This is a genomic window from Nonlabens ulvanivorans (genome assembly GCF_000732625.1).
GTDB lineage: Bacteria > Bacteroidota > Bacteroidia > Flavobacteriales > Flavobacteriaceae > Nonlabens > Nonlabens ulvanivorans.
In genome coordinates this window covers 345,054-362,485 of the sequence record NZ_JPJI01000032.1, presented here as the reverse complement: position 1 = coordinate 362,485, position 17,432 = coordinate 345,054, and the positions used below count along the sequence as shown (strand labels likewise).

The window sequence follows — 17,432 nt, the reverse complement described above, 5'->3', positions numbered from 1 at the left end:
TTATGTAATGTATTATTAATAACAAAATCACTTAACTTAAGTTTAATTGGATTTTCTACATATTATTTTCTTTTGAAACTATCTTAGGCCACATGATCAATAAACGACTTCTAATTAAAAACTTGCTCGCGCATAACGATGAGAACAGTTTCTATGATAAGAAGTTGAAATTAAATTTCAGTAATAAAGAAGGCAAAGCAAAGTTTCTGAAGCATATTTGCGCTTTGTCTAACTCAAATCCTGCAAATAATAGCTACATAGTCATAGGAATAGATGATGCCACTAACGAAATTATAGGTGTTGACTTTTATGATGATTCAAAATTGCAAAATCTTGTAAATGCTTATTTAAATAATCCACCTATAATACAATATGAAAACATTCCTTTCCCACATTTACCTGTTGGTAAAGTAGTAGGGTTAGTGACGATTAGACCTCAAAATAGTATTACTTCTTTACGTAAGAACATCTGGAAATATTATGGTGGTGCAGTATTTTTTAGAGATGGTAGCATCTCTATGCCTAAGAATTTTGATATTTCGGTAAAAGATGTGAATTCAACTCTTGTAGCTCAAATAGAAAAACAAGCCAGCAATAATATAGAACTGACTTTAGATAGGGTTATGGAATTCATGGCTCATAAAAATCGCGGTCTAGAGGCGCATTATAAAGTTTTTAAAGAACAATTTGTACTATGCTGGTCTGGAAAACTAAAAAGTAAAAATGGTCAACAGTATTATTCAAGAGTAGACATCGAATTGGTTAATGAGCAAGTTAGATTATTCTATAGTGCGTTAGATGAAGTTCAAATTAATTATGATAACGATAGTTTCAGTATTTTAGAGTTTGTAGAATTAGGAATCGGTAAGCAACAAAAATATCATCCTTTAGAACGTCAGATTTTCAGGTTTTCACCTAATGGTACTTACACACTGGAAACAAAAATTTTATTTAATCCACCTTACTATGATAGGCCTACGTTGCATCATATTTATAATACAAATCTGGCGTTATTATTCAAAATATCTAACGACTTAGCACTGTCAGAACAAGAGTTGGTAGATCTTAGAGCATTACCAGAGACGATGTTGATTTGCTATTTTAACAGCATAGGAGAACCTATCGATAAAATGAAATTACACAAATTAAAACTTAAAAAATATCCTGATACTTATGCAGCTTACAAAGAGGCTTTAAGAGTATTAAGAAAAGTAACATACAATTCATGAGAACTATAGCAATAGGAGATATCCACGGCGGTTACAAGGCGCTAGAGCAACTAATAGAAAAGATTGATTTACAAGAAAGAGATTTAGTAATATTTTTAGGTGATTATATAGATGGGTGGTCTCAAAGTTTTGAAGTCATTGAATTTTTAATTTCGCTCAAGCGAAAACGTATTCAAAACAATCAAACAGCTCCTATTTATTTAAGAGGTAACCACGATGAGTTATTCTTAAATTACTTAAAAACTAAAACTCAAAACAGCATGTGGTTACACCATGGTGGCCAAAGTACCATGGATAGTTACAAAAATAGATCTTCTAAAGATTTTGAAAGACACGTTGAGTTTTTTGAAAAAGGATTAAAAAACTATTATATCGATAAATCTAATAATGGCTTTTTTCATGCAGGCTTTCATAACTTAAAAGGGCCTGAATATGAATATTATGATAATATGCCTTATTGGGACCGTACACTTTGGGAGCTTGCATTATGTTTAGACCCTAACTTATCTATAGATAACGATCGGTATCCTAATAGGTTAAAGCTATATAAAGAGATCTTTATAGGTCATACACCAACATCTCGATTAGGTAAATTAGAACCTGTAAATGCTGTTAATGTTTGGAATATTGATACCGCTGCGGCATACAAAGGACCACTCACGGCATTATGTGTAGAAACCAAAGAAGTGTGGCAAAGTGATCCTGTACACACATTTTATCCTGAAGAAAATGGGCGCAATTAGCAAATAGTTTTTAAGTATCTATTCACGTAAACATTTATAGTAAAAACAAGCTTAATTAATAAGGCATATATTAATAGTCGGTGGGATCATTTAATGCTTTTCAAAAATACCTTTTGGCGCATGCAGATTCATCTAAAATTTTGCTAACTTGAAAAACCAATTTTAATACAGTAATTATCATGAGCATATTTGATAAAATAAAAGAAAAATTAAGTCACGAGTTTATAGATATAGTCGAGTGGCTGGACTACACTGATGATACCATTGCGCATCGCTTTGAACGTTACCAAAACGAAATCAAGAATGGTGCAAAACTTATCGTGCGAGAAGGACAGACAGCAGTCTTTATAAACGAAGGGCAACTAGCAGACGTTTTCACACCAGGAACCTATGATTTAACTACTCAAAACCTACCGATTCTTTCAACCTTAAAAGGATGGAAATATGGGTTTAACTCACCATTTAAGGCTGAGGTTTATTTTGTGAATACGCATTTATTTACTGATGAAAAATGGGGAACTAAAAACCCGATTACTTTAAATGATGATCGATTTGGTCTGGTAGAGATTAGAGCTTTCGGAACCTATGCATTTAAAATTGCTGATGCTGGAAAATTTATTGTCGATATCGTTGGAACAGATAACAATTTTACCAATTTTGAGATTAATGAGCATCTTAAAAGTTTAATAGCAACTCGATTTACAGATACTGTAGGAGAAGCAAATCTGCCTATTGAATTATATGCTGCAAATACCACTGAACTTTCAGAAACATGTCAAGCGGTAATGCAACCAGAATTTATGGGCGTAGGTATTTCTTTAGAACGTTTCTACATCGAGAATGTATCGATGCCAGAAGAACTTAAGAAAGAGATTTTTGAATACAGCCGTATTGATAAACTAGATCTAGACAAGCTTACTAAATTTAAAACTGCCAAAGCGATTGAAGCAGCTGCTGTTAATGAAGGAGGAACAGCCGGTGCTGGAATGGGAATGGGAATGGGATTTGTCCTTGCACAGCAAATGGGTGGTATGATGTCGCCACAAATGGGTGGACAGCAATCGATGCCACAACAACAGCAACAAGCTGCTCAAGTGCCGCCACCTATGCCACAAGCCACTCAGTACTATTATGCGCATAATGGTGCACAAGCTGGTCCAGTAGGCTATGCTCAATTACAATCTTTATTTGCCAGTCGTACGATTAACAAGGAAACTTTAATTTGGAAAGCTGGTATGGATGGCTGGAAACCATTAAATCAAGTAGAAGAGTTGAAAGGTTTTCTAGGCAGTAATACGCCACCACCATTGCCGTAATAGTATTTTTAGTTGGCATTTTTTAAACTGTCATTTAGCATGATATACGGTATTTGACAATTTGAATACACCATTTATTTAGTGATTATTTTTATTTAGAAATTCATTTGAACTCAACAAATACATCTTCGCAAACTTCAGAGCGTAAAAAGTCTTGTGTCAATTGTGGTGCAGAGCTTACCTATGAGCCCGGTACAGATTTGATAACCTGTGATTATTGTGGACATCAAGAAACGATTGAACAAAGTGAACAGCTTTTTCAAGAACTTGAGTTACATAAATATTTGCAAGAAATGGGTGCGCAATCGCATTCTATGGAAATATCAATGTTGCACTGTAAAAATTGTGGGGCAAACCAGCACATTGAAGAAAGCTATAAGTCATTGCATTGCGTTTACTGCACTATGCCACTTATTATTGAGGATAGTTATCAAGAAGATTGGATTGTACCTGGAGCGGTTTTACCGTTTAAACTAGATCAAAAAAAAGCACATCAGATTTTTAAGAAATGGGTCGATGGGTTATGGTGGGCACCTAATAATTTACAACGCGCTACTATCAATCCAGAATTTACTAAAGGACTTTATGTTCCTTATTGGACCTTTGATGCTCAATTAATTGCGGACTATGAAGGTCAACGAGGAGATTATTATTATGTTACCAAAACCGTAGGTTCTGGTAAAAATAAACGTACAGTTCAAGAACGTAGAACTAGTTGGTCACCGGCTGCGGGAACTATTAATGGTTTTGTTGATGACACACTTGTAAAAGCTACAAAACAACGTGGTAGTCAAATTCCTCGAGAAGTAAGCAACTGGAATCTCGATGGGTTAAAAAACTTTGATACTAAGTACCTAGCCGGTTATGTAACTGAAAAGTATACCATACCTCTCAGAGATGGTCATTTAGTGGCCAATAAAGAGGCAGAAAAGATAGCTCAGAATTGGATACGTCGTGACATTGGTGGTGACACTCAGCGTATAAGCGATATGGATATGCGACTATCAGAAGAGACGTTTAAGCATATTTTATTGCCAGTTTACATTAGTTCTTATAATTTTAATGGCACAAAATATAACTTCTTTGTAAATGGCCAGACTGGTGCTATTTATGGTAAACGACCTTACTCCTTCTGGAAAATTTTCCTCGCTATTCTCGCAGTGATTATTATTATCGTGCTTATTACTTTGGTAGCGCAGTATAGTGGTTAAATTGCGGGTATTAAGACTTAAAAAAAGCCTAGTAAATATTTACTAGGCTTTTATTGTTTACACGATGGAATTACATGCGTCCACCTTTGTGTTCATCTTGCCATTTAGCTAGTTCTTTCCATTTACCGTCAAATGCCATACCTGCTTGTAAAGCCCAGCTCTCAGGATTGTGGATTTCAAACCTTTTACCACCTGAGTTAAGGACATTCCTTCTTTCTTCTATGCTAGATGTAGATAATGAATGCCATGTTTTGATATTATTGTTATGAAATAATTCTGCAATTTTAGGACCTATTCCTTCTACAGTCGTTAAGTCATCTGCTTTTATTTTTTTACCCATGGCGGTTTTTGCAGCTGCAGCATCAAAATTGAGAACTGCGACTCCTTGGCTTTTATGTAAATCATTTGATTCATTATTGCCTTCTTGAGCGGTGCCAGCAACAAATCCGGATGCCATTCCTGCAGCCATACCAGTGGTAGTAGAAACTTTTGCACTAACTGCAGCTTCTTTATCTTTAATACAATTGTCTAATCTGGTTTGACATGATTTTAAATCTGCTTTTAGATTATCATGAGCAGATTGTAATTGACGATTCTTATCAATCCATTCATCACAATTGTTTGTTACTACAGAATTTGATTTTCCCCAGTAGTAACCTATAATTCCTGCTATAATACCTGTAAGGAGTGGACATAGCCAGCACCATATATTTGAAATATCCATATTTATTTAATTTTTTGTTTTTATTTTAAAGTTACGACTACACGTCTATTTTGTTTTTTTCCTTCTTCTGTATCATTTGTAGCAATAGGTTCATCAGGTCCTTTACCACTAGACTCTATGCGAGAAGAATTAATTCCATTCTTGACTAAATAGGATTTAGCAAATTCTGCTCTTTTTGCACTTATGGTTGTATTTGTTGATCTTGACCCAGTATTATCAGTGTGACCTACAGATATTAAACTGGATTGAGGTCTTGCATCTAGATAGTGGACCATTTTTGATATTTTCTCGCGCTGCTCGGTGGATAAGTTTATCGTTGAAGCACCGGTTGCAAAATGAAGTACTAAAGGGTTTGCTCTAATATCTGCAGCAAGATTATCTAATTCATTTTCTAGTAAGACTGCGCTCTTACCACTAGGGAAGTCACTCAAATGATAATTAACAGGTCCGTGAACTACTCCATTTCTCGTGACTAATTGATCAGATAGTTTGCCTTTGATTTCCATATGGGTTGTGTCATACCCTAATGAGGAAAGATAATTTTTCACATCATTTGCTCTTGCTTCTCCTAAGTTTATGAAAGCAGAGTTGTTTTTCTCCTCAGAACTGTAAAGCCCAGTGATATTAAACTTTTGATCGGGATGTTTATCAAGGTAGGTTTTGATTTTTCCATAGCTCTTAACAACATCAGCCTCGATAGGTTCTAAATGTTTATAATCACTAATATTAAAGTTGAGGTGGTTGGTTGCTTCTTCTATTAGATTTCCATCCTGATCCTTAAGTATTAAATAGCTAACAGCAGATGCTGTAGTGCCAACGTTTTTGATCTTTTCCGTTTGCTCGATGACTACAGGTGTGGTTTTATCATTGTCTATAGCATTGTCATTGCCCCAGCAATTACAGCACCATAGCATGTTAAGTAACATACCTATAATTATGGTAAGCAGTATCCCTAAAGGATATTTAAGTTTTCCCATGTTAATTATTTGTTTTTGATTATTCTCATTAAAGTTATGTTGATTTTAACAAAATCCGAATAATTTGCCCAAACAATAATTAATGCTGGTTATTTAACGTTAAAAGTAAACGTTTTAAGGATTTATTTATGTTATGCTTTCGCGAAAGCGCATAAAAAAAGCCTAGTAATTAATTACTAGGCTTTGTTATGAAATTTACATTAATACTATTTAGTAATCGTTAAGGTTCCTAGATGAGCACCTTTTTTATTAGATCCATATATTAAATATTTTCCAGCGCCCTTTTGATAGGTCACAGAAGGTCTAACTACTAACTGGTTTTTCTCATAGTCTGTAGGGTCGATACGTTCCATATCACCAGTAGAATCATCAAAAGTGAATATTACCGGTATCATTTTTTTAATGTTTCGTACTTTTCTAACGTCATCGATATCTGTAGTCCCTATGTTTTTAGGATCATCATTTACTAATAGGCTTAGTTTTCCATTTTCATATAATGCTACACTACTTAAATATTCAGGTCCTTCACCAAGTATAGCCAGCGGGAATAATACTCCAACACCTACGCTTACAGAACCATTTGTCATTCCGCCAGCGAGGCCTATGGAAAATTGAGTTACAGTAACCTGTTGCTCTTTAGGTACTACATTACTCCAGTCCATAGTACCATCTTGATTTAAAGCGGTAACGATGATTTCATTTGTACTGTATGTAATAGGAGTAAAGGCTAGTGGACCTATACCAGATGTGTTACCTACATAAGTAGTGTACCATTCTGATAATACAATAACACCACCATTTTCTCTTTCAATAAGGTGTGTAATGCGATAAAATGGCTTTAAATCTTTTCCTTTTTTGGCGCGTCTTTCACCTATCAATTTAGTTTTGGTCTCAACACTGAATTCATTAAAAGTCTCCTTTACTACACTGTTATCACTGGTTTCAACGGCAACGTCGAAAATCCCTTCTAATCTCCAATCTGCTCGTCCACTTTTTCTAAGATTAGAATAGAACCCTATTAACTGTAATCTACCATCTGCAGTATTAATTACATTACAGTTGAGTACTTTTTTACCTTTTAAATCGATGTCTATGTCTTCTTTAGCATACCCTTTTGAGGCATAGTAAGCATGAACAGTTAAGTTGGTCTCAGTTGTTTTTTTTGCCTTGTTACGGTAGCTATCGCTTACCACTACAAAAATGTCTCCTTTTTCATTTACCTCAAAATCGTCTAGACTAAACTCTAGATCTTTGCGATCTTTAAATTGTAAGTCTACGGCTTCATTATGTACCGCAGCAAGCGTCTTATCTAATAATGCGATTTCATATCTTAGTTTTTCATCTCTTTCAAAAATCCCTACGTGCATCACTAGGTAATTAACGCCATCATAGGAAGGTTCAAAAAAGAAAGCCCCTTTTTGTGATCTTTTAGGAACGTCTACAGCTAGAACTGTTTTAGGTTTACCTAAAACTAGCTTCTCATCAATAGAGTATGCTGCAAAAACACTTTTCTTTGCTTTTTTATCATAATATGATCCAAAAAGAAAGACCTCACCATCAATAATAGCCAGGTCTTCTATGGTTACTTTACCTCCATTTATTTTATCAAACTTGATCTGTTTACTTTTTAAAAACTTGTTTGAGCCAGATTCAAATGTTTGTACATAGAACATTTTCTTTTGTCTCGCGAGTGTGTAGATGGTACCATTTTTCTCTCCAGCGATATAAGTAACATCACCTTTTTTGGCAGTAATCTTTGGACCGAAATCCAGAGTTACATTTCCGACTTGCATTTGAGCATGAGCTTGAAAACTAATCACAGTGATTAGAAGGGTAAATAATAGTTTTTTCATTGGTTGGTTTTTATCAAGTTTGCAATATAAGCACTTCTTGTATATATTTTCTTTACTCTTTTGTAAAGCAAAAAAAATCCGCTTAAGAATCACATCTCAAGCGGATTTTATATCTAAATAATATGATTTCTATAAATCAAATTTGATTCCTTGTGCCAGCGGTAACTCATCAGAGTAGTTGACCGTATTGGTTTGTCTACGCATATAAACTTTCCAGGCATCACTACCAGACTCGCGGCCACCACCAGTCTCTTTTTCACCTCCAAAAGCACCGCCTATCTCAGCTCCAGAAGTTCCTATATTTACATTTGCAATACCACAATCAGAACCTGCAAATGATAAAAATTTCTCTGCTTCTTTCATCTCATTAGTCATAATAGCACTTGATAATCCTTGTGCTACACCATTTTGTTTTCCGATAGCGTTTTCTACGTCACCAGAATATTTCATTAAATATAAAATAGGAGCAAAGGTCTCATGTTGTACAATTTCAAAATGATTCTCTGCTTCTATGATAGCTGGTTTTACATAACAACCGCTTTCATATCCTTCACCTTCTAAAATACCACCGTCGACTAGTACGTTTCCACCTTCAGCCTTTGCTTTCTCAATAGCTGCTAGATAAGTGTTTACTGAATCTTTATCAATTAATGGTCCTATGTGATTCTTTTCATCTAGTGGGTTTCCTATAGTTAACTGACCGTATGCTCCAACGATTGCATCACGTACTTTATCATAAACAGATTCATGGATAATCAATCTTCTTGTAGAAGTACAACGCTGTCCACAAGTTCCCACAGCACCAAATACAGCACCTGGTACAACTACTTTTAAATCTGCAGTAGGTGTGATGATAATAGCATTATTACCACCTAATTCTAGTAAAGATTTTCCAAAACGTTGAGCAACAGTTGCTCCTACGATTCTTCCCATTCTAGTAGATCCTGTAGCAGATATTAATGGAATTCTAGAATCTGTAGTCATCATTTCACCTACTTTATAATCTCCATTAATGATACATGAAATACCTTCAGGTAAATCATTTTCTTTTAAGATATCTGCAATAATGTTTTGACAGGCTACTGAGCATAATGGTGCTTTTTCACTAGCTTTCCATACACATACATCTCCACAAATCCATGCTAGAGCTGTGTTCCATGCCCAAACGGCTACTGGAAAATTGAAAGCTGATATGATACCAACTATACCTATAGGGTGCCATTGTTCTCTCATCACGTGTCGAGGTCTTTCTGAAGGGATAACTTGACCATTAAGTTGTCTCGATAAACCTACTGCAAAATCACAGATGTCGATCATTTCCTGAACCTCACCATAACCTTCTTGTAAAGATTTCCCCATCTCATAAGAAACTAATTTCCCTAGAGGTTCTTTAAGGTCTCTTAGTTTATTACCAAATTGTCTAACTATTTCTCCACGTTGTGGAGCTGGCATAGCTCTGAAAGATATAAAAGCCGCTTGAGCTTTATCCATGACTTTATCATAGTCTGCTTGTGTAGTAGTGGTAACTTTACCTATTAACTGACCATCTACAGGTGAGTATGATGAGATCTCTGGTCCACTACCAAAGTTGTCACTTCCTGTAGAAGTTCCATGGTTTACATCTTTAATACCTAGTTGTTTGAGAGCCTCATCCATTCCGAAGCTGTTTGCAATATTTGACATATCTGTTGTTAGTTTAGTCCAGCTTATCAGCCAGTTTTTTAAATACCTTTTTAGGGTTTTTATTGTCATACAGGATGCTATAGACGGCATCTAGTATAGGAGTACGAGCTCCTTTTTCGCTGTTTATTTTATAGGCACTATTTGTGGCATAATAACCTTCGGCAATCATACTCATTTCTAGCTGTGCACTTCTTACAGTATATCCTTTACCCAGCATATTCCCGAATAATCTATTTCTAGAAAAAACAGAATATCCCGTTACTAGTAGATCACCTAAGTAAGCGCTATCATTAATATTACGTTTCATTTTGTGCACTTTTTTAATGAAACGTTTCATTTCTCTAATAGAATTGCTCATTAACACACTTTGAAAGTTATCTCCATAGCCTAGTCCGTGAGCTATTCCTGCAGCTATTGCATAGATGTTTTTAAGTACTGCTGCATATTCAGTTCCTATAATGTCGTCTGTAGTTTTACAGTTGATATAATCACTGCTTAATTTTGAGGCGACATAGTCTGCTTTTTCTTCATCTGCACAGGCTATGGTTAAATAGGAAAGGCGTTCAAGGGCAACTTCTTCTGCATGACATGGTCCTGTTAAAACACCTATATCCTCTAGAGGTATGTCATAATGCTCGTGGAAATGCTCTCCAACAATAAGTCCTGTTTCTGGCACAATTCCTTTTATAGCACTAAAGATGATTTTACCTTTTAAATCAACTGTTAAGTTCTCTAACTCAGTATATAAAAATGCACTAGGAATAGCAAATATGCATACATCTGCTTCTGCAACGATTTCGTTGATGTCGTTTGATAACTTCAATTGATTGACATCAAACTCTACTGAGCTTAAATAGCTAGGGTTGTGATCGTTACGTTTTATGTGTTCAATAGCATATACACTGCGCATGTACCATCCTACTTGATCTAGGTTTTCACAAAGCATTTTTACGATGGCTGTAGCCCAGCTTCCGCCGCCTATTACCGCAAATTTTTTGTTATTCTCCATAAGTTAATCTTGGACTGTAAAAATACCATTTTTTAAGTGGATAGCTCAATACAGCCTTAAAGCAGTTGTTCACTAAAAGGTTATGAATATGATTGTATAGATGGATTTGAGCTACGCTTTCGCGAAAGCGTAATTGAAAAAATATAAATATTTGAAAATAAGCACGTTATAAAAATGGCACACTTTTCGCAAACGTTGTAGTAACTATTAAATATTACGATTATGAGAACATTTTACAAAATTTTAGGAAGCCTGTTGATTGCGGTGACTATCGCAAGTTGTGAAACAGAAGTAGTGATAGGAAATGGTTTTGATAATCGTCCTACACTTAATGAAATCTTGAGTAATCAAGAATTATGGTATGTTGATTTAAATGATACGCAAGGAAATCCAGATATTCCATTTATGACCAAAGCTTTTACGATGAGTTTTGATTTTGGAACATTGTATGCAAATAATAACCTAGTAGGCGTAGGTAGTGCTGGAGCTGGTCTAGGCCTAGATGTAGGTAGTTATCAGATATTAAACAATCAAGTTTCTATCCTACATGACATTGATGGATTGCATGATTTTACAGTTGTTGTTTTAAACTATAATAGAATTAAGATGATTGATATGCATCGTGGAACGGTTTATTATCTAGACGGTTATAATCGTAACAATTTTAATTATGATCAGTTGTTTTATGATAACATTCAGTACTTCTTGCAAGAATATAGAGCATGGGAGAAAGTGTATACTAGTAAAGTAGGAGCGCTTAATGATTTTGATGAAGAGAATTATTTACAATTCACTCCTGGTTTTAATGGAGACGAGTTTAAAAGCTCTACAGACGTGAATGGTCTTAATTACAGTAGTTTATTCTGGGATTATACAGGAGAATATTGGGTAGAAGATGAGACACCTGGATCAATTAACAAGCATTTAACTATGGATTATGATTTTATAGGCAATGATTATTTCGATCTTTACGTTATTAATGACAACACTATTGAATTGTATCATTCTGCGTCTGGAACGACTTATGAATTTAAAGGGCGAGGATATATTCAATTGAAAAATACTACTGGAAAGTCTAGATTAATAGATGCTAGTAGAGTAATTGAAAAAGAAAAGTAAAAAATTGGTTGGTTGAAAACCGTCTGTGGATCTCTTTGATTACAGGCGGTTTTTGTTTTTATAAAACAGCGATAAGAATAACAAGAAAGCTCTTATTTGTAAAAATTCATTTCTTCAATATACTCTTGTACTTTGTGATGCATGAAGTAACGCAAGTCTTTCCCTTCTTTAATCCCATTACGTATCATGGTTGATGAGATTTCCATTATTGGCGCATCGATTTTAGTTACACTTTTGTGTTGAAGTAAATCTTCTGGGATGTCACCATGTGAAATTCTAGGGTAAACTATAATATGATAATCTTCTAATATCACTTGATAGTTTTTCCACTTATGAAGACTTTTTAAATTGTCTTCTCCCATAATGAGTGTAAAGTTATTATTGAGATATTTTTCAGATAAGTGTGCTAGTGTATTTACTGTATAATTGGGTTGTGGTAGGCTGAACTCTGCATTGCTAGCTTTAATTTTTAAGTAATCTTCTGTAGCAATATATACCATATGTAAACGCTGATAGTCGTCTAGTAGCGTTGATTTTTTTTTATGAGGATTGTGTGGTGTTACCACCATCCATATTTCATCCAGATCACTGTTTTCAATCAGGTAATTTGCAATGGCAAGATGACCTATGTGAACTGGATTAAATGTACCAAAATAAAGTCCGATGTTACTCTTCTTCATCTGGACCTACTTTTTTATGAATAAAATTTCTGACGATGTCCTCAGCTTGTTGTTTTGCTAGTTCAAGGTCATCATTTTTAATAATAACATCAAATTGTGGTGCTGTAGCCATTTCGGTACTAGCTTTTGCGACTCTCATTGCTATTTTTTCTTCAGACTCTGTTTTGCGATTTTTAAGTCTTTTTTGAAGTTCATTAATAGATGGTGGTTTTACAAAGATTGAAATACAGCGATCTGGAAATTTATTTTTTAAACGTAATCCACCCACAACATCAATGTCAAAAATGACGTTTTTGCCTTGTGCCCATAAGCGTTCTACCTCACTTTTTAATGTCCCATAAAATTGATCTTTATACACCTCTTCAAATTCAATAAAATCATTTGCTCTGATTCTATTTTTAAATTCAGGAATTCCTAGAAAGTAGTAGTGTATACCGTCAATTTCTCCTTCACGAGCTTCTCTAGAAGCTGCCGAAATTGAAAAAGCTAAATTTAAATCTTCAATTTTTAAGAGATGTCTTACTAACGTGGTTTTTCCAGCACCAGAAGGTGCACTGAAAACAATAAGTTTAGGTTGCGCAGTCATTACAATACGTTCAACATTTGTTCTTTTACTTTCTCCAGCTCGTCTTTCATCTGTACAACTAATTGTTGCATTACAGCATGATTTGCTTTACTACCAATGGTGTTGATCTCTCGACCTATTTCTTGACTTATAAAGCCTAGTTTTTTTCCTTGAGAAATATCATTATCTAGTGTTTCTTTAAAATAATCTAAATGATTTTTAAGGCGCACTTTTTCTTCAGTGATATCATATTTTTCTAGATAAAAGATTAGTTCTTGTTCAAAACGATTTGCATCTACCTTTTCTTTAAGATCACTTACGGCTTTCTCTAATCGCGTGCGGATATCTGCAAGACGAGTTTCATCTACTGCTTTTATTTGCTCTAGAAGTTGATTGATGTTGTTTATTCTTAAAATAAACTCTTCCTTAAGACCTTTTCCTTCATCGTGTCTATATTGATTAACCGCCTTGAGAGCTTCAATAGCCGTTTGATGAATAGCATCAAAATCTTCTTGAGAGACTTCTTCAATTTGAGTAGCAAATACGTCTGGAAACTTTGACGCGATTTGTAATAGACGGCTATCATCCACGGTATCATTAAGATTTATCCCTTGAACTGTTTTTAATTGCTGTATATATGACTCTAATACCTGTGTATTTAGTTGAGTGGTGCTGTCAATGCCAGTTTTTTCTACGTGAATAGCAAAATCTATCTTACCACGAGATAACTCACTTGCAGCAAGTTGACGTAATGGTAACTCTATTTCTTTATAGGCGTTTGATAAACGCATATTAAGATCTAGGTTTTTACTATTAAGTGTTCTTATTTCTACAGTGATTTTTTTCTGGGCGAGTTGGGTAACACTTTTACCGTATCCAGTCATGGACAGTATCATACTATTCTATCATTTAGAATAGCAAAGATAAGTTAATCTCAAATCAAGGTTAAAGCTTACTCGTCAATTTTACTGCGCAATCTACTTAAGGATTGTTGTCTAATCCCTAAGAATGATGCAATCTCTTTAAGAGGTAGTCTCTCTACTATTGCTGGATATAGCTCTATAAACTTTAAATATCTACTGGTGGCATCTCTACTTATCATTCTAGCTTTTTCATCTAGTAAACCATGATACCTGCGCAACATAATTCTATGAAAGGCAGTAGCTAGTCCAGGATAAAGCTTGCTCATGTATTGGAAATCTTCATATTTGAAGCACAATACCTCAGCATCTTCTACACAGTCAATTTGTATATTAGAAGGTTTTTGTTCTATATAACTTACCATAGAGGTAACAGCGTCATTTTCTGCAACAAATCTAGTCGTGTGTAAGTTGCCGCTATCATCCATGATACTGCACTTTAAAATCCCTTTTTTTACAAAGTAAATTTTAGTTGCTGTGTCTCCTAAATAGAGAATAGTTTCTTTTTTTCGTACTTTCTTGACCTCCAAAAGATTAAAAACTTCCTGCGCATATTCTAGGCTAGGAGTGTTTTCATCCTGTGTTAATTCGTGAAGGAACTTTGGTAATTCCATAATAACTCAATTTTACTCTTTTCAAGGCTAAAGATGCTGCAAATAAATTAGAACACCTACTGATTGTGTAAACTTTAATATCTTTAACGTTGTTTAAAGTGCTTTAAGTCAGTTTATTAAAGGCATAATATTTTTTTGCATATTTTAAAAATCTGCATCCGATAAAGTGTGTTTTTTGATTAAATTATTTATCAAACTTTTAAATTGTCCGTAGATTCTTCCACAATAAAATAGGGTTTTCCAAAACTAGAAATCGATATAGTAGAACTACTTATCTTTATACTTTAAAACTTACTTTCAATTCTGACTATAAAATAAGAAATTGAATATTAATAAACGTATTCTTTCAACTAAAAAGCTCACTGCTGCACAATCAGAGTTGTTACTTGCTACTGGATTGTCGATGGTGCATTTTGATGTGCTTGAGATAAAAAAGATTGACTATGATGCCACTGGACTCCATTGTGAACATATTATCGTCACCAGTTCAAATGCATTAGAAGCTATAAGTTCGTTACAAATATCTGATCATGATTTCTATGTAGTAGGTGAGAAAACAGCATCTCATTTAATTGAGAAAGGTTATTTCATAAAAGAGCAAGCAGAAAACGCAGCACAGCTAGCCCAGATTATTATAGAAAAATATTCTCACTTAAAATTTGTCTACTTCTGTGGTGCACATCGTCGTGATGAGCTGCCACAGGCACTTTTATCGACACAAATAAGTTTTATAGAGGTAAAAGTGTATGATTCTATCGCGGTAGAAAAGTCATTTGATTGTATTTTTGATGCTGTAATGTTCTTCAGTCCTCGTGGTGTTCACGCTTTCGCGAAAGCGAATCCTGAAAATATTCATCTAGCTATATGCATAGGTGAAACAACCGCAGAAGCGGCAAGAATATATACTCAAAATGTGAAAGTGGCACATAAAACCACAGTAGAAAACACCATAGTCACCGCTGTAAAAGCATTACAAAATGATTAAAAACGATTTATTTTTAAGAGCACTAAAAGGAGAAACTGTAGATAGACCACCGGTATGGATGATGCGTCAGGCAGGAAGATACTTGCCAGATTTCATGAAGTTAAAAGAGAAGTATGATTTTTTTACACGTTGTCAGACTCCAGAGTTAGCTACAGAGATCACTGTAATGCCTATCAAGCAAATAGGAACAGATGCCGCAATTCTTTTTTCTGATATCCTTGTGATACCACAGGCGATGAACATTGATGTAGAGATGAAGAATGGTGTCGGACCATGGTTGCCTAATCCCATAAGAACAGCCGAGGATTTAAATAGAGTAGTAGTTCCAGATGTGGCAGATTCTTTAAGTTATGTCATGCAGGCTATAGATTTAACTAAACAAGAGCTTAATGATGAGGTGCCGTTAATAGGTTTTGCGGGATCGCCATGGACCATATTATGTTATTGTGTACAAGGCCAAGGCAGTAAAAACTTTGATAAGGCAAAAGAGTTTTGTTTTACGCAACCAGAGGCTGCTCATGAATTACTACAGCGTATTACAGATACTACCATTGCTTACTTGAAGTTAAAAGTACAACATGGTGTTAATGCGGTACAAGTTTTTGACTCATGGGGTGGAATGTTATCTCCCGTAGATTATCAAGAGTTTTCATGGAAGTACATTCAGCAAATTGTGGATGCGTTAAAACCACATACTGAGGTAATCGTTTTTGGGAAAGGATGCTGGTTTGCGCTGGGTGATATGGCAAAAAGTGGTGCTGCGGCACTAGGTGTGGACTGGACTTGTAGCGCCCGTAATGCTCGTTACCTATCTGGCGGGAATATAACACTGCAAGGTAACTTTGATCCATCACGATTGTTCTCTCCACCAGCGACCATTAAAAAGATGGTGAAACAAATGATAGACGAATTTGGTAAAGATAAATTTGTAGCAAATCTAGGTCATGGTATTTTACCAAATATACCTGTGCCTAATGCACAAGCATTTGTGGATGCAGTAAAAGAATACTAGACGTGTTTAAAAACATCATAAAAGGATTAAAAGCTTATGCTGATGGGTTTTCTCTCATTGGTAAGTTAAAGCTATGGCAATTCTTTTTAGTTCCTATGGCTATTAGTTTTATAATAGCTGGTATTGTTGGGCTAGCTGCATATGGGCTTTCAGATAACCTAGCAAATCTTATATCTAAATTATGGATATGGGAATGGGGAAAAGATGGGTTTTATACGGTAGCAGAGTGGATTAGTGGTTTAAGCATCTTATTGTTAGGGTTTATATTATATAAACATCTAGTAATGGCATTGAGTGCACCATTTATGTCACCCGTTTCTGAACGTATCGAAAAACACTTTTATCCTAATGCTCGCAATCATATAGAACATCGTGATACTAGTAATATGGAGCAATTATGGCGTGGCTTACGTATCAACCTGCGCAATATAGCTTACGAGTTTGCTATAACAATTCCTTTATTATTGTTAAGTTTTATACCGGTTGTAGGTATCGTTTTTACGGTGTTAGCTTTTATAGTCCAAGCTTATTATGCAGGTTTTGGAAATATTGATTATACGCTTGAAAGACATTTTACTTATCGAGATAGTGTCAATTTTGTAAAGAGACATAGAGGTATTGCGATAGGAATAGGAATTGTGTTTATGGGGATGCTTTTTATTCCTATAATAGGTGTGATACTAGTATTGCCGTTTTCGGTAACAGCAGCATCTCGAGTCACCTTAGAACAAATGATTAATGAAGAGAATCTGAAACTGCCGGATCCTCACAAGACTCAAATTAACGCTTAAT

17 protein-coding genes are annotated in these 17,432 nt (G+C 34.9%); 8 read left to right on the top strand and 9 right to left on the bottom strand.

Going from position 1 to position 17,432, the window contains the following annotated elements:
- Nucleotides 1-92: 92 nt before the first annotated feature.
- The 4 genes from IL45_RS08765 to IL45_RS08750 all read left to right on the top strand — a co-directional run bounded on the left by IL45_RS08765 (nucleotide 93) and on the right by IL45_RS08750 (nucleotide 4,499).
- Complete coding sequence (locus IL45_RS08765; protein WP_036582866.1) at nucleotides 93-1,229, top strand: ATP-binding protein; 1,137 nt, start codon at nucleotides 93-95, stop codon at nucleotides 1,227-1,229.
- Nucleotides 1,226-1,972 (top strand): metallophosphoesterase family protein, encoded by a 747-nt coding sequence (locus tag IL45_RS08760; protein ID WP_036582865.1) that lies wholly within the window; start codon nucleotides 1,226-1,228, stop codon nucleotides 1,970-1,972. The genes IL45_RS08765 and IL45_RS08760 overlap by 4 nt, the downstream gene beginning before the upstream one ends.
- A 179-nt stretch (nucleotides 1,973-2,151) precedes the next feature.
- A complete protein-coding gene (locus IL45_RS08755) occupies nucleotides 2,152-3,288 on the top strand; it encodes an SPFH domain-containing protein (RefSeq protein WP_036582864.1) in 1,137 nt (378 codons plus the stop codon).
- 107 nt (nucleotides 3,289-3,395) lie between these two features.
- Entirely contained in the window at nucleotides 3,396-4,499 is a 1,104-nt protein-coding gene (locus IL45_RS08750; protein WP_036582862.1) for a TFIIB-type zinc ribbon-containing protein, read from the top strand.
- A 70-nt stretch (nucleotides 4,500-4,569) separates the two neighbouring features.
- Here the strand turns inward: IL45_RS08750 and IL45_RS08745 are convergent, their stop codons facing one another.
- From IL45_RS08745 to IL45_RS08725, 5 genes are all read right to left on the bottom strand, one after another.
- Nucleotides 4,570-5,223, bottom strand: a complete 654-nt coding sequence (locus tag IL45_RS08745; RefSeq protein ID WP_036582860.1) for a helix-hairpin-helix domain-containing protein — start codon at nucleotides 5,221-5,223, stop codon at nucleotides 4,570-4,572.
- Between the two features lie 20 nt (nucleotides 5,224-5,243).
- Nucleotides 5,244-6,200: an OmpA family protein gene (locus IL45_RS08740; protein WP_036582858.1), complete on the bottom strand. Its 957-nt coding sequence runs from the start codon at nucleotides 6,198-6,200 to the stop codon at nucleotides 5,244-5,246.
- Between the two features lie 206 nt (nucleotides 6,201-6,406).
- Nucleotides 6,407-8,053 carry a hypothetical protein gene (locus IL45_RS08735; protein WP_036582857.1) on the bottom strand — a complete coding sequence of 549 codons (1,647 nt, stop codon included), beginning with the start codon at nucleotides 8,051-8,053 and terminating at the stop codon, nucleotides 6,407-6,409.
- Nucleotides 8,054-8,182: 129 nt separating this feature from the next.
- Complete coding sequence (amaB, locus tag IL45_RS08730; RefSeq protein WP_036585230.1) at nucleotides 8,183-9,736, bottom strand: L-piperidine-6-carboxylate dehydrogenase; 1,554 nt, start codon at nucleotides 9,734-9,736, stop codon at nucleotides 8,183-8,185.
- Nucleotides 9,737-9,749: 13 nt separating this feature from the next.
- Nucleotides 9,750-10,745 (bottom strand): NAD(P)H-dependent glycerol-3-phosphate dehydrogenase, encoded by a 996-nt coding sequence (locus IL45_RS08725; protein WP_036582853.1) that lies wholly within the window; start codon nucleotides 10,743-10,745, stop codon nucleotides 9,750-9,752.
- A gap of 222 nt (nucleotides 10,746-10,967) precedes the next feature.
- On the opposite strand from IL45_RS08725, the gene IL45_RS08720 reads away from it, so the two are divergent.
- Entirely contained in the window at nucleotides 10,968-11,864 is an 897-nt protein-coding gene (locus IL45_RS08720; protein WP_036582851.1) for a hypothetical protein, read from the top strand.
- A 92-nt stretch (nucleotides 11,865-11,956) separates the two neighbouring features.
- On the opposite strand, the gene nadD is transcribed toward IL45_RS08720, so the two are convergent.
- The 4 genes from nadD to IL45_RS08700 are packed head-to-tail and all read right to left on the bottom strand — an operon-like array spanning nucleotide 11,957 to nucleotide 14,643.
- A complete protein-coding gene (gene nadD / locus IL45_RS08715; RefSeq protein WP_036582848.1) occupies nucleotides 11,957-12,544 on the bottom strand; it encodes a nicotinate (nicotinamide) nucleotide adenylyltransferase in 588 nt (195 codons plus the stop codon).
- The gene (gene gmk, locus IL45_RS08710) at nucleotides 12,531-13,130 is read right to left on the bottom strand and encodes a guanylate kinase (RefSeq protein WP_036582845.1); all 600 of its coding nucleotides are present in this window, start codon (nucleotides 13,128-13,130) and stop codon (nucleotides 12,531-12,533) included. The genes nadD and gmk overlap by 14 nt, the downstream gene beginning before the upstream one ends.
- A complete protein-coding gene (locus IL45_RS08705; RefSeq protein ID WP_036582842.1) occupies nucleotides 13,130-14,005 on the bottom strand; it encodes a YicC family protein in 876 nt (291 codons plus the stop codon). Before IL45_RS08705 ends, gmk begins: the two co-directional genes overlap by 1 nt.
- A gap of 56 nt (nucleotides 14,006-14,061) precedes the next feature.
- A complete protein-coding gene (locus tag IL45_RS08700; protein WP_036582839.1) occupies nucleotides 14,062-14,643 on the bottom strand; it encodes a Crp/Fnr family transcriptional regulator in 582 nt (193 codons plus the stop codon).
- A 322-nt stretch (nucleotides 14,644-14,965) separates the two neighbouring features.
- On the opposite strand from IL45_RS08700, the gene IL45_RS08695 reads away from it, so the two are divergent.
- The 3 genes from IL45_RS08695 to IL45_RS08685 are packed head-to-tail and all read left to right on the top strand — an operon-like array spanning nucleotide 14,966 to nucleotide 17,431.
- Entirely contained in the window at nucleotides 14,966-15,628 is a 663-nt protein-coding gene (locus IL45_RS08695; protein ID WP_051788704.1) for a uroporphyrinogen-III synthase, read from the top strand.
- Nucleotides 15,621-16,640, top strand: a complete 1,020-nt coding sequence (gene hemE / locus IL45_RS08690) for a uroporphyrinogen decarboxylase (protein WP_036582838.1) — start codon at nucleotides 15,621-15,623, stop codon at nucleotides 16,638-16,640. Before IL45_RS08695 ends, hemE begins: the two co-directional genes overlap by 8 nt.
- Nucleotides 16,641-16,642: 2 nt before the next feature.
- Nucleotides 16,643-17,431: an EI24 domain-containing protein gene (locus IL45_RS08685; protein WP_036582836.1), complete on the top strand. Its 789-nt coding sequence runs from the start codon at nucleotides 16,643-16,645 to the stop codon at nucleotides 17,429-17,431.
- The last annotated feature ends 1 nt before the right edge of the window (nucleotide 17,432 follow it).

Bases quoted from the DNA above. Each gene is read 5' to 3' on its own strand.
- IL45_RS08765 (WP_036582866.1), top strand. From the start codon at position 93: ATGATCAATAAACGACTTCTAATTAAAAACTTGCTCGCGCATAACGAT.
- IL45_RS08760 (WP_036582865.1), top strand. From the start codon at position 1,226: ATGAGAACTATAGCAATAGGAGATATCCACGGCGGTTACAAGGCGCTA.
- IL45_RS08755 (WP_036582864.1), top strand. From the start codon at position 2,152: ATGAGCATATTTGATAAAATAAAAGAAAAATTAAGTCACGAGTTTATA.
- IL45_RS08745 (WP_036582860.1), bottom strand. From the start codon at position 5,223: ATGGATATTTCAAATATATGGTGCTGGCTATGTCCACTCCTTACAGGT.
- IL45_RS08740 (WP_036582858.1), bottom strand. From the start codon at position 6,200: ATGGGAAAACTTAAATATCCTTTAGGGATACTGCTTACCATAATTATA.
- IL45_RS08735 (WP_036582857.1), bottom strand. From the start codon at position 8,053: ATGAAAAAACTATTATTTACCCTTCTAATCACTGTGATTAGTTTTCAA.
- amaB (WP_036585230.1), bottom strand. From the start codon at position 9,736: ATGTCAAATATTGCAAACAGCTTCGGAATGGATGAGGCTCTCAAACAA.
- IL45_RS08725 (WP_036582853.1), bottom strand. From the start codon at position 10,745: ATGGAGAATAACAAAAAATTTGCGGTAATAGGCGGCGGAAGCTGGGCT.
- IL45_RS08720 (WP_036582851.1), top strand. From the start codon at position 10,968: ATGAGAACATTTTACAAAATTTTAGGAAGCCTGTTGATTGCGGTGACT.
- nadD (WP_036582848.1), bottom strand. From the start codon at position 12,544: ATGAAGAAGAGTAACATCGGACTTTATTTTGGTACATTTAATCCAGTT.
- gmk (WP_036582845.1), bottom strand. From the start codon at position 13,130: ATGACTGCGCAACCTAAACTTATTGTTTTCAGTGCACCTTCTGGTGCT.
- IL45_RS08705 (WP_036582842.1), bottom strand. From the start codon at position 14,005: ATGATACTGTCCATGACTGGATACGGTAAAAGTGTTACCCAACTCGCC.
- IL45_RS08700 (WP_036582839.1), bottom strand. From the start codon at position 14,643: ATGGAATTACCAAAGTTCCTTCACGAATTAACACAGGATGAAAACACT.
- hemE (WP_036582838.1), top strand. From the start codon at position 15,621: ATGATTAAAAACGATTTATTTTTAAGAGCACTAAAAGGAGAAACTGTA.